The following is an 18,455-nucleotide window of genomic DNA, read 5'->3' on the forward strand; positions in this document are numbered from 1 at the left end:
CACCCCCAGCAACGACAAGCCGCGGCGAGCGCGTCGCACCCGGATGACCGGTGCCGAGCGCCGCCAGCAGCTGCTGGAGATCGGTCGCACCCTCTTCGCGGCGAAGGGGTTCGAGGGCACCTCGGTGGAGGAGATCGCGGCGAAGGCCGGGGTGTCCAAACCGGTGGTGTACGAGCACTTCGGCGGCAAGGAGGGGCTGTACGCGGTGGTGGTGGACCGCGAGATGCGGCGCCTGCTGGACATGGTGACCGGCTCGCTCACCGCGGGCCACCCCCGCGAGCTGCTGGAGCAGGCCGCGTTCGCGCTGCTCGACTACATCGAGGAGTACACGGACGGCTTCCGCATCCTGGTCCGCGACTCCCCCATCCCCCAGTCGACGGGCTCCTTCGCCTCGCTCATCTCGGACATCGCCACCCAGGTGGAGGACATCCTCGGCAAGGAGTTCAAGAGCCGCGGCTTCGACCCGAAGCTGGCCCCGCTGTACGCGCAGGCCCTGGTCGGCATGGTGGCGCTGACCGGCCAGTGGTGGCTGGACGTGCGCCGGCCGAAGAAGGCGGAGGTGGCCGCGCACCTGGTGAACCTGGCCTGGCACGGACTGGACGGGCTGGAGCCGAAGCCGCGGCTGATCGGGCACCGCAAGTCCTAGCCCGGCGGGCCGGGGCCGCGCCGCCGCCGCGCGGGCGACGCCGCGCAGCCGGCGGAAGGGCGGGACGGTGCCGTGGGGGCGCTCGGAGCCACATCCGATAACTCGATATCAAGATACTTGACGACAAGAGACTTCACGTCGACACAACCACTACACTGATCGTCATGGAGGACGAGGTCGATCGGCTGGTCGCGGCGTGGCGCCGGGAGCGCCCGGACCTCGACGTGGAACCGCTGGAGGTGCTCAGCCGGGTGAGCAGGCTGGCCCGGCACCTGGACCGGGCGCGCCGGCTGGCCTTCTCCGAGCACGGCCTGGAACCCTGGGAGTTCGACGTCCTGACGGCGCTCAGGCGCGCGGGCACGCCGTACCAGCTCTCCCCCGGCCAGTTGCTGACGCAGACCCTGGTCACCTCGGGCACGATGACGAACCGCATCGACCGCCTGGCCAAGAAGGGCCTGGTGGAGCGCCTGCCCGACCCCAGCGACCGGCGGGGCGTGCTGGTCCGCCTCACCGACGAGGGCCGGGACCGCGCCGACCAGGCGCTCGCCGGCCTGCTGGAGCAGGAGCGCGCGATCCTCGCGGAGCTCTCCCACGCCCAGCGCAGCGAGCTGGCGGCGCTGCTACGCCAGCTGACCGCCCCGTTCGACAACGTCCCCGGCTAGGTCCACGGGTCCGACGCCGGCGCGGCGCGCGAGGGCGACGGCGGCGAGGGTGGAGTGCACCCCCAGTTTGCCCAGCACGTTCTGCATGTGCGTGCGCACGGTGTGCGGGGAGAGGAACAGCCGCTCGGCGACCGCCTTGCGCCCGAGCCCGGCGACCATGCAGCGCAGCACCTCCCGCTCCCTCGGCGTCAGCGCCTCCACGAGCCGCTCGCTCTCGGTGCGGTGCCTGCGGGCGGCGGTGAGTTCCTTCAGCACGCCGGTGAGCAGGGCGGGCGGCAGATGCGTCTCGTCGCGCAGCACGCCCCGGATCACGGTGAGCAGCCGGGACAGCGAGCAGTCCTTGGCCACCCAGCCGCAGGCCCCGGCCTGCAGGGCGAGCGCCGCGCGCCGGGGGTCGTCCTTCTCGGCGAGGACGACGACCCGTACGTTCGGCTGCGCGGACCGCACGCCGCCGACCAGGGAGATCCCGTCGACGGTCCCGTCCTCGCCGGCCTCCTGGACGGGTGAGGGCGCGGCGGGCCGCACCCCGGGCGCCCGGTCCCCCAGGTCGGCGTCGACGAGCAGCACGTCGAACCGGCGCCCCTCGGCGGCCGCGCGCTCCAGGCAGCGCATCGCGGCCGGGCCGCTGCCGGCGGCCGAGACCTCGACGTCGGGCTCGGCGGCCAGGGCGGCGGCGAGCGATTCGGCGAAGATGCGGTGGTCGTCGACGACCAGGACTCGGATGCGCACCACGTAACCCCCTTCCCCGCGCTCTCGAAGAGCAGGGGATACCCCATCGTCGGAAGACGACACCGCACGGATACGACGCCCGTGGCCCTCGTGTCCGGCCTGCCGGCACCGGGACGGGTCGCCGCAGCCGCACGGCCGCCGCCGTGCGGAAACCGCCACCCCCGCGGGCACCGTACCCGGCTGTCTCGCCCCCCTGAACGGCACCGGCCCCCACCGGTGCTGTTCATCAGGGTACGGCCGGGGGGCGGGAGCGGAAGGTTATTTGCAGAACTGGCAGTCCAACGCGTTTATGGTGTGCCGCATGTTTCGTCTTGAGGCAGAAGTCGACAAGGCCCGGCGCGATCTTCTCCGAACCCGCCTGCGGGACACGAACACGGCGGCCTCCCCGGTCCTGCGCGCCCTGCGCGGCACCCCCGGCGAGCGGGACGTCCCCCTCCACGTCTGGGCGTCGGACGACTCCGGCCGCCTCGCCGGCGGCCTGGTCGGCCACACCTGGGCGACCTGGCTGCACGTGACCTACCTGTGGGTGGACGAGCCCCACCGCGGCGCGGGCCTCGGCTCCCGGCTCCTGTCGGAGGCGGAACGCATCGCCCGCACCGACCGCGGCTGCCGCGCGGCCCGCCTGGAGACCTGGGACTTCCAGGCGCCGGACTTCTACCGGAAGCAGGGGTACGAAGTGGTCTGCGTGATCGAGGACTACCCGCCGGGGATCACGGAGTACACGCTGACGAAGCGGCTGGGCTGAGCGGCCGGCGCCGGCGGGGAACGCCGCCGGCGCCCGGCGTGCCGGGCCCGCGCCGCTCGCGACGGCACGGGGCGGCGGTGGCGGTGCTCCCGCCGCCCCGCGCCCCCTCGGGGCCGCCCCGGGGGCGGCGCCGGGTTCCGGGTCCCGGCGCCGCCGCGGTGCCGTGCCGTCTCAGAGCACCCGCCGGGCCCCCGCCGAGGGCACCGCCTCGAACACCCGCGGGGCCGTGAAGCCGGCCGCGGCGAAGGCCTCCTCCACCGCCTTGGCGATCGCGGCCACGTCGGACTCCTCGGCGAGGACGATCGCCGAGCCGCCGAACCCGCCGCCCGTCATGCGGGCGCCCAGGGCGCCCGTCGCCAGGGCCGTGTCCACGACCAGGTCCAGCTCCGGGCAGGAGATGCGGAAGTCGTCCCGGAGGGAGGCGTGGCCCTCCACCAGGACCGGGCCGATGGCCCTGGTGTCGCCGGACTCCAGGAGGGAGACGACGCGCTCCACCCGCTGGTCCTCCGTGACGACGTGGCGGACCAGGCGGCGCACCTCCTCCTCGTCGCCCAGGCGTTCCAGCGCCGCGTCCAGTCCGTCGTAGGGCACGTCCCGGAGCGCGTCGACGCCCAGCAGGGCCGCGCCCTTCTCGCAGCCCGCGCGGCGCTTGCCGTACTCGCCCTCGCTGTGGGAGTGCTTGACGCGGGTGTCGACCACCAGCAGGCGCATGCCCTCGGCGGCGAGGTCGAAGGGGATCTGCTTCTGGGACAGGTCGCGGGTGTCCAGGAACAGGGCGTGGCCGGTCTCGCAGCAGGCCGACGCCGTCTGGTCCATGATGCCGACGGGGGCGCCGACGTAGACGTTCTCGGCGCGCTGGCACAGGCGGGCCAGCTGCCAGCCCTTCAGGCCGAGCTCGTACAGGTCGTTGAGCGCGAGCGCCACGACGACCTCCAGCGCCGCCGAGGACGACAGGCCCGCGCCCGCCGGGACCGTCGAGGCCAGGTGGAGGTCCGCGCCGGTCACCGGGTGGCCGGCCTCGCGCAGGGCCCAGACCACGCCCGCCGGGTACGCCGTCCAGTTCCGGTCCGACTCGGGGGCGAGGTCGTCCAGGCGGAATTCGGCCACGCCGTCCTCCATGTCCGCCGAGTGCAGGCGCAGGACGCCGTCCTCGCGCCGTGCCACCGCCGCCACCGCGGTGTGCGGGAGCGCGAACGGCATGACGAAGCCGTCGTTGTAGTCCGTGTGCTCGCCGATGAGGTTGACCCGGCCCGGTGCCGCCCACACGCCGTGCGGCGCGGCCCCGTACAGTTCCTCGAACCGTTCGGCGACAGCCCTCGCGACGGCCTCGCTGGACTCGCTCATGCCCTGACCCTGACCTTTCCGTACGTTCTAGTTGCCGCGCCGCTGCGCGAACTCCCACGCGTCCGCGACGATTCCCGCGAGGTCCGCGCGGGTCGGGTTCCAGCCGAGCCGTTCGCGGGCGGTGGCGGCGGACGCCACCAGGACCGCGGGGTCGCCGCCCCGGCGCGGTGCCACCACCTCGGGGATCGGGTGGCCGGTGACCTGCCGGACCGTCTCGATGACCTCGCGGACCGAGAAGCCGCTGCCGTTGCCCAGGTTGCAGATCAGGTGCTCGCCCGGCGCGGCGGCGTCCAGCGCCAGCAGGTGGGCCTCGGCCAGGTCCGCCACGTGGATGTAGTCGCGGACGCAGGTGCCGTCCGGCGTCGGGTAGTCGTCGCCGAAGACGGAGATCGCCTCGCGCCGGCCCTGGGCTACCTGGAGCACCAGCGGGATCAGGTGGGACTCGGGGTCGTGGCGCTCGCCGTACGCGCCGTAGGCGCCCGCGACGTTGAAGTAGCGCAGCGAGACCGCGCCGAGGCCGTGGGCCGCCGCCTCGCCGCTGATCATGTGGTCGACCGCGAGCTTGGAGGCGCCGTAGGGGTTGGTCGGCTTCGTCGGGGCGGTCTCGACGATCGGGACCTGGTCCGGTTCGCCGTAGGTGGCCGCCGTCGAGGAGAAGACGAGCTTGCGGACGCCGGCCCGGCGCATGGCGTCCAGCAGGGCCATGGTGCCGCCGACGTTGTTGTCCCAGTACTTCTCGGGCCGGACGACCGACTCGCCGACCTGGGAGAAGGCGGCGAAGTGCAGGACGGCGTCGTAGGAGGAGTCCAGCCATTTGGCGGCGTCCCTGATGTCGCCCTCCACGAAGGCGGCGCCCGCCGGCACGCCCTCACGGAAGCCCGTGGAGAGGTTGTCGAGGACCGTGACCTCGTGCCCCGCCTCCAGCAGGTGCTGGGCGACCACGCTGCCGACGTACCCCGCTCCGCCCGTCACCAGGTACTTCCCGCTCATGAACTCGCTACCTCTCGCAGTCGCTCGGCCGCGCGCTCCGGCGGCACGTCGTTGATGAACACGTTCATGCCGGACTCGGAACCCGCGAGGAACTTCAGCTTGCCGGAAGTACGGCGGATGGTGAAAAGCTCGAGGTGGAGGGCGAAGTCCTCGCGGACCACGCCGTCGAACTCCTCCAGCGCGCCGAACGGCGCCTGGTGCCAGGCCGCGATGTACGGCGTCGGCGGCTCGCCTTCGCCGAAGATCCGGTCGAAGCGCCTCAACAGTTCCAGATAGAGCCCGGGGAACTCCGCGCGGGCCGCCTCGTCGAGCGCGAGCAGGTCGGGGACGCGGCGCCGGGGGTACAGGTGGACCTCGTAGGGCCAGTGCGCCGCGTACGGCACGAAGGCCACCCAGTGTTCACCCTCCAGGACGATCCGCTCGTCGGCCAGTTCCCGCTCCAGGACGGCGTCGAAGAGGTTCTCGCCGCCCGTCGCCTCCTTGTGGACCGCGAGTGAACGGAGCATCAGTGCGGTGCGAGGGGTGGTGAAGGGGTAGGCGTAGATCTGCCCGTGCGGGTGTCCCAGCGTCACGCCTATCTCACGGCCGCGGTTCTCGAAACAGAACACCTGTTCAACGGAGGGCAGATGCGACAGCTCCGACGTCCGGTCGGTCCAGGCGTCCAGGACCAGCCGCGCCTGCTCCTCGCTCAGGTCGGCGAAGGAGGCGTCGTGGTCAGAGGTGAAGCAGACGACCTCGCACCGGCCGGAGTCGCCGGCCAGGGAGGGGAAGCGGTTCTCGAAGACCACGACGTCGTACGCCGAGTCCGGGATCTCGCTCAGCCGGTCGCCCCGCGAGGGACACAGGGGGCACTGGTCGGCCGGCGGGTGGTAGGTGCGGCCCTGGCGGTGCGAGGCGATCGCGACCGAGTCGCCGAGCAGCACGTCGCGGCGGATCTCGGAGGTGGTGGCCGTGCGCTCCAGCGGGCGGCGGTCGACCGCGTCGCGCGCGGTGTCGTCGCGCAGGTCGTAGTAGATCAGCTCACGGCCGTCGGCGAGCCGCGTCGAGGTCTTCTTCACTACCGGACTCCTCTACGCCCGCACCTATCACTCAACACAATCAAACATAACACATCACAACTCACCAGAGAGCTGATCATCACAATCAAACAAAGAACACCACCAGAAGTGTTCAACTACTGAACACAGAGGCGTAGGTTCCGCACTGGATCAGTTCGCGCAACGAAGCGAGTTCTCATGGATACCCCCACATACCTGGCAGCCGAGCTACGGCTACCGACCAACTGGCTCGACTACACGATCCTCGGGATCTACTTCGTCGTCGTCCTGGGCATCGGCTTCGCGGCCCGCCGCTCGGTCAAGACCAGCCTCGACTTCTTCCTCTCCGGGCGGTCCCTGCCGGCCTGGGTCACCGGCCTCGCGTTCATCGCCGCCAACCTGGGCGCGACCGAGATCCTGGGCATGGCCGCCAACAGCGCGCAGTACGGCGTCTACACCACCCATTGGTACTGGATCGGGGCCATTCCGGCCATGGTCTTCCTCGGCCTGGTGATGATGCCGTTCTACTACGGCTCCAAGGTCCGCTCGGTCCCCGAGTTCCTGCTGCTGCGCTTCGACAAGGCGGCGCACCTGCTGAGCTCGATCCTGTTCGCCTTCGCCGCCATCCTGATCGCCGGAGTCAACCTCTACGCCCTCGCGATCGTCGTCGAGGCGCTGCTCGGCTGGCCGGAGTGGGTGGCGATCGTGGTCGCGGGCTTCTTCGTCCTCGCCTACATCACCCTCGGCGGCCTGTCGTCCGCGATCTACAACGAGGTCCTGCAGTTCTTCGTGATCCTCGCCGCGCTGATCCCGATCACGGTGCTCGGCCTGAGGAGCGTCGGCGGCTGGGACGGCCTGTCCGACTCCCTGACCCGCTCGCGCGGCGCCGACTTCATGACCTCCTGGGGCGGCACCGGCATCGGCAGCGACAACCCGCTGGGCGCCAACTGGCTGACCATCGTGCTCGGCCTCGGGTTCGTGCTGTCCTTCGGCTACTGGACCACCAACTTCGCCGAGGTGCAGCGCGCCCTGTCGGCGAAGAACCTCTCGGCGGCCCAGCGCACGCCGCTGATCGCCGCGTTCCCGAAGATCTTCATCGTCTTCCTGGTGATGATCCCGGGCCTGGTCGCCGCCGTGCTCGTGCCGAAGATCGGCACCGCCGGCTCGGACCTGCAGTACAACGACGCCATCCCGTACCTGATGGAGCAGCTGCTGCCCAACGGCGTGCTCGGCATCGCGGTGACCGGCCTGCTGGCCGCGTTCATGGCGGGCATGGCGGCCAACATCTCGTCGTTCAACACCGTCTTCACCAACGACATCTGGGCGAAGTACGTGGTCAAGCACCGCGAGGACACCTACTACGTGCGGTTCGGGCGGCTCATCACGGCGATCGGGGTGCTCGCGTCGATCGGCACGGCGTTCCTGGCGTCGTCCTTCTCGAACATCATGAGCTACCTGCAGACGCTGTTCTCCTTCTTCAACGTGCCGATGTTCGTGGTCTTCATCATCGGCATGTTCTGGAAGCGGGCGTCGATGAAGTCCGGCTTCTGGGGCCTGCTCGCCGGCACCACCGCCGCGATGGTGAACTACTTCGTCATCTACAAGCAGGGCATCATCGACATCCCCTCCGACCAGGGCGCCAACTTCGTCTCCGCGATCGCCGGCTTCGTCGCCGGCGCGGTGGTGATGGTCGCCGTGTCGCTGTTCACCAAGCCGAAGCCGGTGGAGGAGCTCCAGGGGCTGGTCTACGGCACCCGCTCCCCCGGCATGTCCGAGCCGCCCGCCGCGGGCGACGACGCCTGGTACCGCAGGCCGGCCCTGCTGGGCTGGGGCGCGGTCGTCCTGGCCGCCGCCTGCTACATCCCGTTCTCGTTCTGATCGCGGGAGGATGGAGAGACCATGTCTGAATCTTCCGGGTACTCCGGGTTCTCCGAGAAGGACGTCCAGCGGGAGGTCACCGAACTGGAGACCAAGTCCGCCACGGCCGCACAGTTGTTCGACATCCGGCGCATCATCGGCGGGCTGTTCGTGCTCTACGGCGTCATCGTCACCATCGCCGGGTTCACCGCCTCCGACGCCGACATCGACAAGGCCGAGGGCGTCAACATCAACCTGTGGACCGGCCTCGGCATGCTGGCCCTCGGCCTGTTCTTCCTGGTCTGGCTGAAGCTGCGGCCGGCGGCTCCCCCGCCGCCGGGCGCCCTGCCGCAGGAGAAGCCGGCCGAGCGTCCCTGACGTCCCCGCGACGCGCGACGGGGCTGGAGTCCCTAGGACTCCGGCCCCGTTCCCGTCTCCGGCGGGGACGTACGGGAGACCGGGCCCGCCCGGTCCAGCAGGCCCGTCCGCGCGGCCAGCGCCGCGGCCTCCAGGCGGGAGCCCACGCCCAGCTTCATCAGGACCCGCTGGACATGGGTGCGGGCCGTGGACGGGGCTATGCCCATGCCGGCCGCGATCAGCCGGGTGTCCTCCCCGTCGGCCACCCTGACCAGGACCTCCACCTCCCGCGGCGTCAGCAGCTGCAGCAGCCGACGGCCCTCGTCGTCGGGCTGGGCCGCCGGGTTGAGCAGCTCGCCGAAGGCCCCCTGCAACAGCTGCGGCGCCACGGCCGCCTCACCCGCCCGCGCCTTCATGATCGCCCGCTCGACGCCCTCGATGCGCTCGTCGTGCCGCACGTAGCCCGAGGCGCCCGCGGCGAAGGCCGCGGCGATGCCGCGCGGGCTCGGCACCGGCCCCAGGACCAGCACCGCCACCTGCGGACGCTCCCGCTTGATCCTCACCACCGGGTCGAACATGCCCGGCTCGGCCGGTGTCCCCGTCCCCAGCAGGCACACCTCCGGTGCCCGGCTGATCACCAGGTCCGCCGCGCCCGCGGTGGGCGCCGTCGCGGCGAGCACCCGGTGCCCGCGCAGTTTCAGCGCCGAGGCCAGCGCCTCGGCGAGCAGCCGGTGGTCGTCGACCACCATGAGCCGCACTCCCATCGAACACCCCCCAGTCCCCCCATGGATCCCCGTGAACGCCCCGCCGGATGCCCGCCGGCCCGCACGGACGTAAGTCCCCTCCCGGCTCCCCCGCCTTCATGCCCCCGGAAGCTACACGCTTGTTCGACGTCGCGCTTCCCCTACCGGTGAGAACTGCCCCGGATCGGCGGACTTTTCGGCGTTCCCCGCTCCCGCGGGTGACGGGCGGTACGCGCGCGGCCCCGCCCCCGAGCGCAGGGGCGGGGCCGCGGGCCTCGACGGAGCCGGTCAGCCGCCGGTGCCGAACGCGATCGCCAGGTACTCCTTCTCGTCCGCGTCGGACGGCTCGCTGGCGTACACCTGCGACATGTACAGGCGGCCCTGCGCGTAGAGGATCTCGGCGTACTCGGGGAGCATGCTCGCCTCCACGTCGCGCACCGCTTCCGCGGCCGGGTTCTCCAGCAGCTTGGTCTCCTCGAAGCTGCCGCCGTCGATGCTCACGATCTGGCCGCCCTTGTCGTAGGGCGGGGGCTTGTAGGCGATGATGTCGCCGCCGTCCATGCGCAGCGGAGTGATCGTGTAGCCGTCGCCGGCGTCGGCGCGCTGGCCGGTCTGCCTGCCGGTGCTCAGGTCGAAGGCGACGATCTCGTTGGTCTGGCCGTAGTCGCCGCCGCCGTCGTCGTGCTCCTCGGTCGCGATGTACAGCCGGTCGTTGCCGACCACCAGCCCGGAGCACTGCTCGATCCTGGTGATGCCGTCGCAGTCGGCCGCGAACTGGTCGCCCGGCGCGGAGATGCGGGTGCGCAGCTTGCCGGTCCTGTTGTCGACGGAGAAGAAGTCCGAGATGCCGCTGCCGTCGCCCGCGGAGTCGTTCACGTCGGCGGCCACCACCAGCGGGTCGGTCGACACGACGGCGGCGTACTCGATGCCCTGGCTCATCTGGTACTCCGAGATCACCTTCCCGGACTTCGGGTCGATGGTCTGGATGTGCAGCTGGCGCTGCCCGTAGGAGCCGCACTTGCGCACGGCCACCAGCTTCTCGCCGCCGCCGTAGCCGGCGTCGTAGCAGGAGTCGGCCGGCTTGGGGCTCCACAGCGCGTCACCGGTGCCGATGTCGAAGGCGCCGCCGCCGCTGGTGCTGCCGACCGCGACCGTGTTCCCGCTGATCGTGACGTTGTTGAGGTTGATCTCCTGGTCGCCGGACTTGACCGTCTTCGTCCACAGCTTCTTGCCCGTGTCGAGGTCGATCGCGGAGACCTGGGTGCAGCCGTGCGAGGGCTCCGCCTTGGTGGGCATGGCCGGCTGGTGGACGATCGCCGTCCTGTTGTCCTCGGTGACGTGCCGGGTGGCCTGGCAGACCGGGCCGGGCAGCGGGACCGTCCACAGCTCGCCGCCCTTGTCGGGGTCGTAGCCGGTGATCTCGGCGACGCCGCTCTTGACGTACGCCTTGCCGGTGAGCCACGAGCCGGAGACGACGACGCTGTTGTCGTCCTTCACGGCCGGTGCCGGAACCTGGAAGAGCACCTTGGCGCCGGGGTCGGCGGGCGCCTTCTCCCGGCTGCCGGAGGAGGTGCCGCCCTTGGCGTCCCCGCCGCCGGTGCCGCCGGTGCCGCCGCCGGAGCTCGCCGTGTCGCCCTTGCCCTCGCCCGCGCCGGAGGAGTTGGCGTACCAGACGCCGCCGCCGACGATCAGGGCGATCGCCACGACGGCCGAGACGATGATGGCCACCTGGGCGTTGATCCCGCGCCCGCCGCCGGTCCCGGCCGGCTGCGGGTGCAGCGGCACGGTCGGCTGCGGGTAGCCGGGACCGGGCCCGCCGTACCCCGGCTGCTGCGGCCCGCCGTACGGGCCCGGCGGCCCGCCCGGGTAGCCGTACCCGGGCTGGGGCTGCGGCGGCTGGGGGGCCTGCGGGTAGCCGTACCCGGGCTGGGGCTGCGGGGCGGGCGGCGGGGGCGTCTGCGGGTAGCCGTAACCCGGCTGGGGGGTCTGCGGGGGCTGCGGCGGCGTCCGGGGAGCGCCGAACCCGCCCTGCGGCTGCCCGGGCCGGTCCTGGGGCGGGCCGAACCCTCCCGGCTGCGGGGGCTGGTTCGGCGGCGGCGGTTGGGTCATGGCGTGGGTACCTCGGGGACGGGGACGACGGGACGGACGGGGAAGCGGGAGAAGGTCACTTGCCGTAGGCGAGCATCAGCTTCTCCCTCGTGTCGTCGTTGCCGGTCAGCCGGGTCGTCGAGAGGTAGAAACGCCCGTCGACCCAGTCGACGTCCTTGGCGAAGAAGCCGCTCTCCACGTCCGCGGCGCTCTGCGGGTTCTGCAGCAGCCTGGCCGGCTTGTGGCTGCCGCCGCCCGTCGGGATCGACACGATCCGGCCGCCCGCGTCGTACGACGGCTGCACGTACGCGATCAGGTCGCCGCCCTCGGTCTTCAGCGGCAGCATCGACTCGTCCGCCGGGGACTTCACGCGCCACTTCTCCTTGCCCGTGGCGAGGCTGATCGCGACGATCTCGTTCGCCCCGGTGGTCGCCTTGGTCGGCAGGTAGAGGGTGTTCGCGTCGGCGACCACGCCCAGGCAGCCCTGCAGGTCGCGCTGGAGGATGGCCCAGCCGCACTCGGGCGCGAAGTCCTCGTCGAAGCCGACCTGGGAGCGGAGCTTGCCGCCCGCGGTGAACGCGGAGATGTTCCACGCCTTCTTGTCCTCGTTGGTGCTGTAGACCACCAGCGGGTCGACGGAGTAGGTGCGCGCGACCCGCCACCCCTTGTCGAACTTCTGGGTCCACCTGGCCCGGCCGGTCGCCGGGTCGAGCTCCTGCACCTCGTCGTGCTCGTCGGCCCCGCCGGCCCCGCAGGACGCCACGGAGATGAGCTTCTCGCCGCCCGCGAAGGCGGTGGGGAAGCAGGTCTCGCCGTACCGCTTCTTGTCCCACATCCTGGCGCCGGTCTCCACGTTGTACGCGGTGCCCGACTGGGAGCGGCCCACCATCAGCGTCTTGCCGGTGATGGACAGTTCTATCTGGAGCGTGCTGTCGAACAGCGCTCCGTCGGCGACCTCGCCCTTCCAGCCCTTCTTGCCGGTGCCGAGGTCGATCTCCTGCAGCTGGTTGCACTCGGCGCGGTCGCTGGATCCGCTCATGTACGCGACGACGATCTTGTCGTCGGCCGTCTTCTGCGGGGTGGCCGCGCAGATCTTCTGCGGGAAGGCGATCGGGTCCCAGGCCGGCTTGCCGTCCTTGACGCCGTAGGCGAAGAGCTGCTTGTACGCCGCCTTCGCCGCGACCTCGTCGGTGATCCACATGCCGGGGGCGTCGGCGCCGGAACCGGGCGCGTCGGGCGCGTCCTTGTACCAGAGCACCCGCGCCTCGCCGGCCTGGCGGCCCGCGTTGAGGTCCTCCGGCTCCTCGCCGCCGTCGCCGCTGCCGTCACCGGGGTCGACCGGCGCGTCGGAGGCGGTGGGCCTGGCGTCGTCGCTCCGCCCGGCGACCGGCTTCCCGCCGTCCCGGTCGTCGCCGCCGGTCACCGCGAACACCGTGCCGCCGATGACCAGCAGCGCCGCCACCGCGGCCGCGACGGCGAGCGCCGGCTTGTTCTTGAAGGGGTTGCGGGAGCCGCCGCCGGGCGGGGTGCCGGGGTGGCCGGGCTGCTGCGGGTAGCCGTACCCGGGCTGCGGGCCGTACGGGCCCGGCCGGCCGTACGGACCCGGCTGGCCGTACGGACCCGGCTGGGCGTAGGGGCCCGGCTGGTGGTACGGGCCGGGCTGCTGCGGAGCTCCGTATCCGGGCTGCGGGGGCGGCGGGGTCTGGGGCGGCGGCGGGGTCTGCGGAGGCCGGGGAGCGCCGAAGCCGCTCCCCGACGGCGGCTGGTTCTGCGGCGCTCCGAAGCCACCCGGCTGCGGCGGCTGGTTGGGCGGCTGAGTCATCAGCGCGTTCCCCCTTACTCACTGATTTTTCGCCACGCCCTGAGGTACGTGATGGACCCAGAGTCGTTCTCGGTCTGTTCTCAGACGGCTCTTTCTATCACTCGCCGCCGACAGCGCACCGGGCCGTGTCCGCCCCTGTTCCCAAGGGAGGACCGGCCCGTGATGCCCCTGTTACGCGCCTTCACGCCCCTTTCACGCGCCGCGCGCCGGGCGCTCGCGCACGCCGCCGTGCCCCTAGGCGTCCTCGGCGAGTTCCAGCCAGCGCAGTTCCAGCTCCTCGCGCTGACCGGCCAGCTCGCGCAGCTCGGCGTCGAGTTCGGCCACCTTGGCGAAGTCGGTGGCGTGCTCGGCGATCCGGGCGTGCAGCCCGGTCTCCTTCTCGGCGATCCGGTCGAGCTGCCGCTCGATCTTCTGCAGCTCCTTCTTGGCCGCGCGCTGGTCGGCGGCGCTCTTCTCGGGCCGGTCGGCCCTGGCCGCGGCGGGGGCCGGCGCGGCGGCGGCCGCGGCCTCCGCCATCCGCCGGCGCCGCTCCAGGTACTCGTCGATGCCGCGCGGCAGCATCCGCAGCGTGCCGTCGCCGAGCAGCGCGAACACCCGGTCGGTGGTGCGCTCGACGAAGAACCGGTCGTGGGAGATGACGATCATCGAGCCGGGCCAGCCGTCGAGCAGGTCCTCCAGCTGGGTCAGGGTCTCGATGTCGAGGTCGTTGGTGGGCTCGTCGAGGAAGAGGACGTTGGGCTCGTCCATGAGCAGGCGCAGCAGCTGGAGCCGGCGCCGCTCACCGCCGGACAGGTCCCCGACCGGCGTCCACTGCTTCTCCTTGCCGAATCCGAAGGTCTCGCACAGCTGCCCGGCGGTCATCTCGCGCCCCTTGCCGAGGTCGACGCGCTCGCGCACCCGCTGCACGGCCTCCAGCACCCGCCAGGAGGGGTCGAGTTCGGCGACCTCCTGGGAGAGGTAGGCGAGCCGGACCGTCTTGCCGACGCGGATCCGGCCGCCGGCCGGCTGCCGCTCGCCCTCGCTGTACGCGGCGTCGGCGAGCGCCCGCAGCAGGGAGGTCTTGCCGGCGCCGTTGACGCCGACCAGGCCGATCCGGTCGCCGGGGCCGAGCTGCCAGGTGAGGTGCTTGAGCAGCACCTTGGGCCCGGCCTGGACGGTGACGTCCTCCAGGTCGAAGACGGTCTTGCCGAGCCGGGAGGAGGCGAACTTCATCAGCTCGCCGCTGTCCCGGGGCGGGGGGACGTCGGCGATCAGCTCGTTGGCGGCCTCGACGCGGAAGCGCGGCTTGGAGGTGCGGGCGGGCGCCCCGCGCCGCAGCCAGGCCAGCTCCTTGCGGATCAGGTTCTGCCGCTTGGCCTCCTCGCTGGCGGCGATCCGCTCGCGTTCGGCGCGGGCGAAGACGTAGTCGGAGTAGCCGCCCTCGTACTCGTGGACCGTGCCGCGCTGGACGTCCCACATGCGGGTGCAGACCTGGTCGAGGAACCAGCGGTCGTGGGTGACGCAGACCAGCGCGGAGCGCCGCTCGCGCAGGTGCCCGGCGAGCCAGGCGATGCCCTCCACGTCGAGGTGGTTGGTGGGCTCGTCCAGGACGATCAGGTCCTGTTCCTCGATGAGCAGCTTGGCGAGCGCGATCCGCCGCCGCTCGCCGCCGGACAGGGGCCCGATCACGGTGTCCAGGCCCTGCGGGAACCCGGGCAGGTCGAGGCCGCCGAAGAGGCCGGTGAGGACGTCCCTGATCTTGGCGTTGCCCGCCCACTCGTGGTCGGCCAGGTCGCCGATGACCTCGTGGCGGACGGTGGCGGCGGGGTCGAGGGAGTCGTGCTGGGTGAGGACGCCCATGCGCAGGCCGCCGGAGTGGGTGACCCGCCCGGAGTCGGCCTCCTCCAGCTTGGCGAGCATCCGGATGAGGGTGGTCTTGCCGTCGCCGTTGCGGCCGACGACGCCGATGCGGTCGCCCTCCGAGACGCCGAGGGAGATGCCGTCGAGGAGGGCGCGGGTGCCGTACACCTTGCTGACGTTCTCGACATTGACCAGGTTGACGGCCATTTCTCTCCTGCTCCCGGGGGTCGGTCAGCCTTCAAGCGTAGGGCCTTCGGGCAAGGGCGCGGGGCGGAGCCCCTCCGCCTGGGGCGGCGGCGGGTGACGGACGGGCGGGGCGGAGCCCCTCCGCCCGGGGCGGTGGCGGGTGACGGGCGGGCGGAGCGGAGTTCAGGGGAGGGCCACTCGTTGCGGTGATGTGATCGTGAAGCGGTCGCTACGGGGGAGGGCCGGTCGCAGGATCCCGTCCAGGGGAGGGACCATGACCGCCGAGCCCGTGGAGCACCGCGTCCCGTGGCCGGTGCCGCCGCGGGACGGCTGGACCGTGGACGACCTGTTCACCCTGCCGGATCTCACTACGAGCGGGCCCGGAGCGGGCTCCGGGCGGGCCGCCCCTCAGAGCACCGTCGCCCCCGGCGCCGGCGCCGTCGCCGTGCGCACCGTGCGGCAGGTGCCCGAGGCCCGCAGTTCCCGCGCCACCCGCGCCGCGGACTCCGCGTCCCGGACGAGGAACGCCGTGGTCGGGCCCGAGCCGGAGACCAGGGCGGCGAGGGCGCCGGCGGCGCGGCCGGCCGCCAGGGTGCGGTCCAGTTCGGGGAAGAGGGAGAGCGCGGCCGGCTGGAGGTCGTTGGAGACGGCGGCGGCGAGCGCGTCGGCGTCGCCCTTGGCCAGCGCGTCGATCAGCGGCTGCGAGGCGACGGGCTCGGGGATCTCCCGGCCCTGGCCGAGACGGTCGAACTCGCGGAACACGGCCGGGGTGGACAGCCCCCGCTCCGCCATCGCGAACACCCAGTGGAAGGTGCCGCCCACTTCCAGGGGCGTCAGCCGCTCCCCGCGCCCGGTGCCCAGCGCCGCGCCGCCGACCAGGCTGAACGGCACGTCGCTGCCGAGCTCGGCGCAGATCTCCAGCAGTTCCTCGCGCGAGGCGCCGGTGCCCCACAGCGCGTCGCAGGCCAGCAGCGCGCCCGCGCCGTCCGCGCTGCCGCCCGCCATGCCGCCGGCGACCGGGATGTCCTTGGCGATGTGCAGGTGCACGGCGGGCTCGCGGCCGTGGCGGGCCGCCAGGGCGAGCGCGGCGCGGGCCGCCAGGTTCGTCCGGTCCAGGGGGACCTGGGCGGCGTCCGGGCCCGCGCAGGTGATGCGCAGCTCGTCGGCCGGGGCCGCGGTGACCTCGTCGTACAGGCCGACCGCCAGGAAGACGTTGGCCAGGTCGTGGAAGCCGTCGGGGCGGGCGGCGCCCACCGCGAGCTGCACGTTGACCTTGGCGGGGACGCGGACCGTCACGCTCACTTTTCCTGGAACTCCTTCGGGGATGCGGGGGCGGCCCCCCGCGACGGCGCGGCCTCGGCGATCCGCGCGAACTCCGCCACGGTCAGGGACTCGCCGCGGGCCTGCGGCGACACCCCGGCGGCGACCAGGGCCGCCTCGGCCGCGGCCGCCGACCCGGCCCATCCGGCGAGCGCGGCCCGCAGCGTCTTGCGGCGCTGGGCGAAGGCGGCGTCGACGACGGCGAAGACCTCGGCCTTGGACGCGGTGGTCCTGATCGGCTCGGCGCGGCGGACCAGGGAGACGAGCCCGCTGTCGACGTTCGGCGCGGGCCAGAAGACGTTGCGGCCGATGGCGCCGGCCCGTTTGACCTCGGCGTACCAGTTGGCCTTCACGGACGGCACGCCGTACACCTTCGAGCCGGGCGCGGCGGCGAGGCGGTCGGCGACCTCCGACTGGACCATGACCAGGGTGCGCTCGATGCTCGGGAAGGTGTCGAGCATGTGCAGCAGGACGGGCACGGCCACGTTGTAGGGCAGGTTGGCGACCAGCGCGGTCGGGGCGGGGCCGGGCAGCTCGGTGACGTGCAGCGCGTCGGAGTGGACCAGCGCGAAGCGGTCGGCGCGCTCGGGCATGCGGGCCACGATGGTGGCGGGCAGCGCGCCCGCCAGGACGTCGTCGATCTCCACGGCGGTGACCCGGTCGGCCACCTCCAGCAGCGCCAGGGTGAGCGAGCCGAGTCCCGGGCCGACCTCCACCACCACGTCGTCGGGGCGGACGCCGGCGGTGCGGACGATCCGGCGGACCGTGTTCGCGTCGATCACGAAGTTCTGGCCGCGCTGCTTGGTGGGGCGTACGCCGAGGGCGGCCGCCAGCTCGCGGACGTCGGCGGGGCCCAGCAGGGCGTCGGGGGTGGGGCTGCTCACGCCCCAAGGGTAGCCGTGGGTCACCCGTGCAATCGCGCCCCGCAGTGCGGCCACGGGCTCGCCCCCTGCCGCAGGTACAGCTTCTTCGCCCGGTACGTCTGCTCCGCGGCCGGCGCGTCCTGCGGCCGGCCGCGTCCGCCGACGCTGCGCCAGGTGCGGATGTCGAACTGGTACAGGCCGCCGTAGGTGCCCGAGGGGTCCACCGCGTCGGACCGGCCGCCGGACTCGCATTCCGCGAGGCCCCGCCAGTTCAGGTGGTCGGCGCCCCGCACCGAGGCCGGCCGCGGTTTCGTACCGGCCCGCACCACCCGCGGGCGCGGCTCGCGCACCACCTCGGACCTGACCGGGCGCGGCCGCTGCCGGACCCCGTCGACGGTGCGCACGGCGTACGTGACCCGGCGCAGGCCCGGCCGTCCCGCCTGCTCGACGACCTCCGTGCCCCGCGGCAGGGAGGGGTCGCCGGTCCGCCGCACCCGGAACGGGATCAGCTCCTCGTGGACCTCCTCGCGGTCGGTGATCCGCAGCACGCCGACCGTCTGTCCGTCGCGCGGGAAGCTGTCCTGCGGGACGGAGGTGGCGTCCCGGCCGCGCAGGGCGACGCCGGCCTCCTCGACGGCCTCGCGCACGGTCGCCGCGTTGGTGCGGACGGTGCGCGTCCGGCCGTCGGCCGTGACCGTCACCGCCCGCTCGGTGCGCACGTGCAGCACGATCCCCGCGCGGCCGATCCGCCGGGAGCGCGACGCGGAGACATAGGCGCCCTCCGCGCGCACCCCCAGTTGCCTGAGCGCCCCCGCCACCGTGTGCGCCGTCGTCCACACCTCGCGCTGCCGGCCGTCCAGCGTGAGCCGCACGGGGCGGCCGTAGCGCACGGCGACCTCGTCACCGCTGCCGAGTTCCGCGCCGGGCGCGGGCGCCACCACGTCGTGCGGCCCCACCTCGACGCCCTCCTCGGCGAGCAGCTCGGTCACGTCGTCGGCGAAGGTGTGCAGCGTGCGGGGCCTGCCGTCGACGCTCAGCTCGATCGCCTTGTCCTCGGCGACGAACGCCGTGGTGCCGCCCGCGAGGAACGCCACGACCAGCGCCTGCGGGAGCAGCCGGCGCACCGGGCCGTCCACGCGCCCGGTGTGCCGGGCCCCGCGCCGGTGCGCGGCCCGCCGCCCCCCGGCGCCGGGCCGCACCGGCGGCGCGGGCGGCCGGTGGGCGGGC

Annotated in this window: 16 protein-coding genes; 5 read left to right on the forward strand and 11 right to left on the reverse strand. The window is 73.0% G+C overall.

The features are described 5' to 3' along the window. The first annotated feature begins 43 nt into the window (after window positions 1-43). Window positions 44-646, forward strand: a complete 603-nt coding sequence (locus ABD363_RS20005) for a TetR/AcrR family transcriptional regulator (RefSeq protein ID WP_344605491.1) — start codon at window positions 44-46, stop codon at window positions 644-646. Between the two features lie 164 nt (window positions 647-810). Then, window positions 811-1,308, forward strand: a complete 498-nt coding sequence (tamR, locus tag ABD363_RS20010) for a MarR family transcriptional regulator TamR (protein ID WP_344605455.1) — start codon at window positions 811-813, stop codon at window positions 1,306-1,308. Here the strand turns inward: tamR and ABD363_RS20015 are convergent. Further along, window positions 1,267-2,040 (reverse strand): LuxR C-terminal-related transcriptional regulator, encoded by a 774-nt coding sequence (locus ABD363_RS20015; RefSeq protein WP_344605457.1) that lies wholly within the window; start codon window positions 2,038-2,040, stop codon window positions 1,267-1,269. The two genes, tamR and ABD363_RS20015, sit on opposite strands and share 42 nt — an antisense overlap. A 286-nt stretch (window positions 2,041-2,326) precedes the next feature. Here ABD363_RS20015 and ABD363_RS20020 point away from each other — a divergent pair, with 286 nt between their 5' ends. Next, the gene (locus tag ABD363_RS20020; protein ID WP_344605459.1) at window positions 2,327-2,782 is read left to right on the forward strand and encodes a GNAT family N-acetyltransferase; all 456 of its coding nucleotides are present in this window, start codon (window positions 2,327-2,329) and stop codon (window positions 2,780-2,782) included. Window positions 2,783-2,953: 171 nt separating this feature from the next. On the opposite strand, the gene galK is transcribed toward ABD363_RS20020, so the two are convergent. From galK to galT, 3 genes are read right to left on the reverse strand one after another with little or no spacing between them, the layout of a single operon-like run. After that, window positions 2,954-4,126: a galactokinase gene (gene galK / locus ABD363_RS20025; protein WP_344605461.1), complete on the reverse strand. Its 1,173-nt coding sequence runs from the start codon at window positions 4,124-4,126 to the stop codon at window positions 2,954-2,956. Window positions 4,127-4,153: 27 nt separating this feature from the next. Further along, the gene (galE, locus tag ABD363_RS20030; RefSeq protein ID WP_344605463.1) at window positions 4,154-5,116 is read right to left on the reverse strand and encodes a UDP-glucose 4-epimerase GalE; all 963 of its coding nucleotides are present in this window, start codon (window positions 5,114-5,116) and stop codon (window positions 4,154-4,156) included. Beyond that, on the reverse strand, window positions 5,113-6,174 hold the full coding sequence (galT, locus tag ABD363_RS20035; RefSeq protein ID WP_344605465.1) for a galactose-1-phosphate uridylyltransferase: 1,062 nt from the start codon (window positions 6,172-6,174) through the stop codon (window positions 5,113-5,115). The genes galE and galT overlap by 4 nt, the downstream gene beginning before the upstream one ends. Window positions 6,175-6,351: 177 nt before the next feature. On the opposite strand from galT, the gene ABD363_RS20040 reads away from it, so the two are divergent. Both ABD363_RS20040 and ABD363_RS20045 read left to right on the forward strand, forming a co-directional pair. Beyond that, window positions 6,352-8,031 (forward strand): sodium:solute symporter family protein, encoded by a 1,680-nt coding sequence (locus ABD363_RS20040; RefSeq protein WP_344605467.1) that lies wholly within the window; start codon window positions 6,352-6,354, stop codon window positions 8,029-8,031. A 21-nt stretch (window positions 8,032-8,052) separates the two neighbouring features. Next, on the forward strand, window positions 8,053-8,388 hold the full coding sequence (locus ABD363_RS20045) for a hypothetical protein (RefSeq protein ID WP_344605469.1): 336 nt from the start codon (window positions 8,053-8,055) through the stop codon (window positions 8,386-8,388). Between the two features lie 32 nt (window positions 8,389-8,420). Here the strand turns inward: ABD363_RS20045 and ABD363_RS20050 are convergent, their stop codons facing one another. From ABD363_RS20050 to ABD363_RS20080, 7 genes are all read right to left on the reverse strand, one after another. Then, complete coding sequence (locus ABD363_RS20050) at window positions 8,421-9,131, reverse strand: helix-turn-helix transcriptional regulator (protein WP_344605471.1); 711 nt, start codon at window positions 9,129-9,131, stop codon at window positions 8,421-8,423. Window positions 9,132-9,398: 267 nt separating this feature from the next. Beyond that, the gene (locus ABD363_RS20055) at window positions 9,399-11,219 is read right to left on the reverse strand and encodes an outer membrane protein assembly factor BamB family protein (protein ID WP_344605473.1); all 1,821 of its coding nucleotides are present in this window, start codon (window positions 11,217-11,219) and stop codon (window positions 9,399-9,401) included. Window positions 11,220-11,274: 55 nt separating this feature from the next. Further along, on the reverse strand, window positions 11,275-13,020 hold the full coding sequence (locus tag ABD363_RS20060) for an outer membrane protein assembly factor BamB family protein (RefSeq protein WP_344605475.1): 1,746 nt from the start codon (window positions 13,018-13,020) through the stop codon (window positions 11,275-11,277). Between the two features lie 234 nt (window positions 13,021-13,254). Then, window positions 13,255-15,066 (reverse strand): ABC-F family ATP-binding cassette domain-containing protein, encoded by a 1,812-nt coding sequence (locus ABD363_RS20065; protein ID WP_344605477.1) that lies wholly within the window; start codon window positions 15,064-15,066, stop codon window positions 13,255-13,257. 387 nt (window positions 15,067-15,453) lie between these two features. After that, window positions 15,454-16,347 (reverse strand): 4-(cytidine 5'-diphospho)-2-C-methyl-D-erythritol kinase, encoded by an 894-nt coding sequence (locus tag ABD363_RS20070; protein WP_344605479.1) that lies wholly within the window; start codon window positions 16,345-16,347, stop codon window positions 15,454-15,456. Next, a complete protein-coding gene (gene rsmA, locus ABD363_RS20075) occupies window positions 16,344-17,249 on the reverse strand; it encodes a 16S rRNA (adenine(1518)-N(6)/adenine(1519)-N(6))-dimethyltransferase RsmA (protein WP_344605481.1) in 906 nt (301 codons plus the stop codon). The genes ABD363_RS20070 and rsmA overlap by 4 nt, the downstream gene beginning before the upstream one ends. A 20-nt stretch (window positions 17,250-17,269) precedes the next feature. Continuing rightward, on the reverse strand, window positions 17,270-18,455 hold a 1,186-nt coding region (locus ABD363_RS20080; protein WP_344605483.1), incomplete at its 5' end, for a resuscitation-promoting factor.

The organism is Streptomyces glaucus, from assembly GCF_039533365.1.
Taxonomy (GTDB): Bacteria; Actinomycetota; Actinomycetes; order Streptomycetales; family Streptomycetaceae; genus Streptomyces; species Streptomyces glaucus.

What these genes read in the sequence shown, in the direction of transcription:
- ABD363_RS20005 (WP_344605491.1), top strand. Translation starts at nt 44, where the DNA reads ATGACCGGTGCCGAGCGCCGCCAGCAGCTGCTGGAGATCGGTCGCACC.
- tamR (WP_344605455.1), top strand. Translation starts at nt 811, where the DNA reads ATGGAGGACGAGGTCGATCGGCTGGTCGCGGCGTGGCGCCGGGAGCGC.
- ABD363_RS20020 (WP_344605459.1), top strand. Translation starts at nt 2,327, where the DNA reads ATGGTGTGCCGCATGTTTCGTCTTGAGGCAGAAGTCGACAAGGCCCGG.
- galK (WP_344605461.1), bottom strand. Translation starts at nt 4,126, where the DNA reads ATGAGCGAGTCCAGCGAGGCCGTCGCGAGGGCTGTCGCCGAACGGTTC.
- galE (WP_344605463.1), bottom strand. Translation starts at nt 5,116, where the DNA reads ATGAGCGGGAAGTACCTGGTGACGGGCGGAGCGGGGTACGTCGGCAGC.
- ABD363_RS20040 (WP_344605467.1), top strand. Translation starts at nt 6,352, where the DNA reads ATGGATACCCCCACATACCTGGCAGCCGAGCTACGGCTACCGACCAAC.
- ABD363_RS20045 (WP_344605469.1), top strand. Translation starts at nt 8,053, where the DNA reads ATGTCTGAATCTTCCGGGTACTCCGGGTTCTCCGAGAAGGACGTCCAG.
- ABD363_RS20050 (WP_344605471.1), bottom strand. Translation starts at nt 9,131, where the DNA reads ATGGGAGTGCGGCTCATGGTGGTCGACGACCACCGGCTGCTCGCCGAG.
- ABD363_RS20055 (WP_344605473.1), bottom strand. Translation starts at nt 11,219, where the DNA reads ATGACCCAACCGCCGCCGCCGAACCAGCCCCCGCAGCCGGGAGGGTTC.
- ABD363_RS20060 (WP_344605475.1), bottom strand. Translation starts at nt 13,020, where the DNA reads ATGACTCAGCCGCCCAACCAGCCGCCGCAGCCGGGTGGCTTCGGAGCG.
- ABD363_RS20065 (WP_344605477.1), bottom strand. Translation starts at nt 15,066, where the DNA reads ATGGCCGTCAACCTGGTCAATGTCGAGAACGTCAGCAAGGTGTACGGC.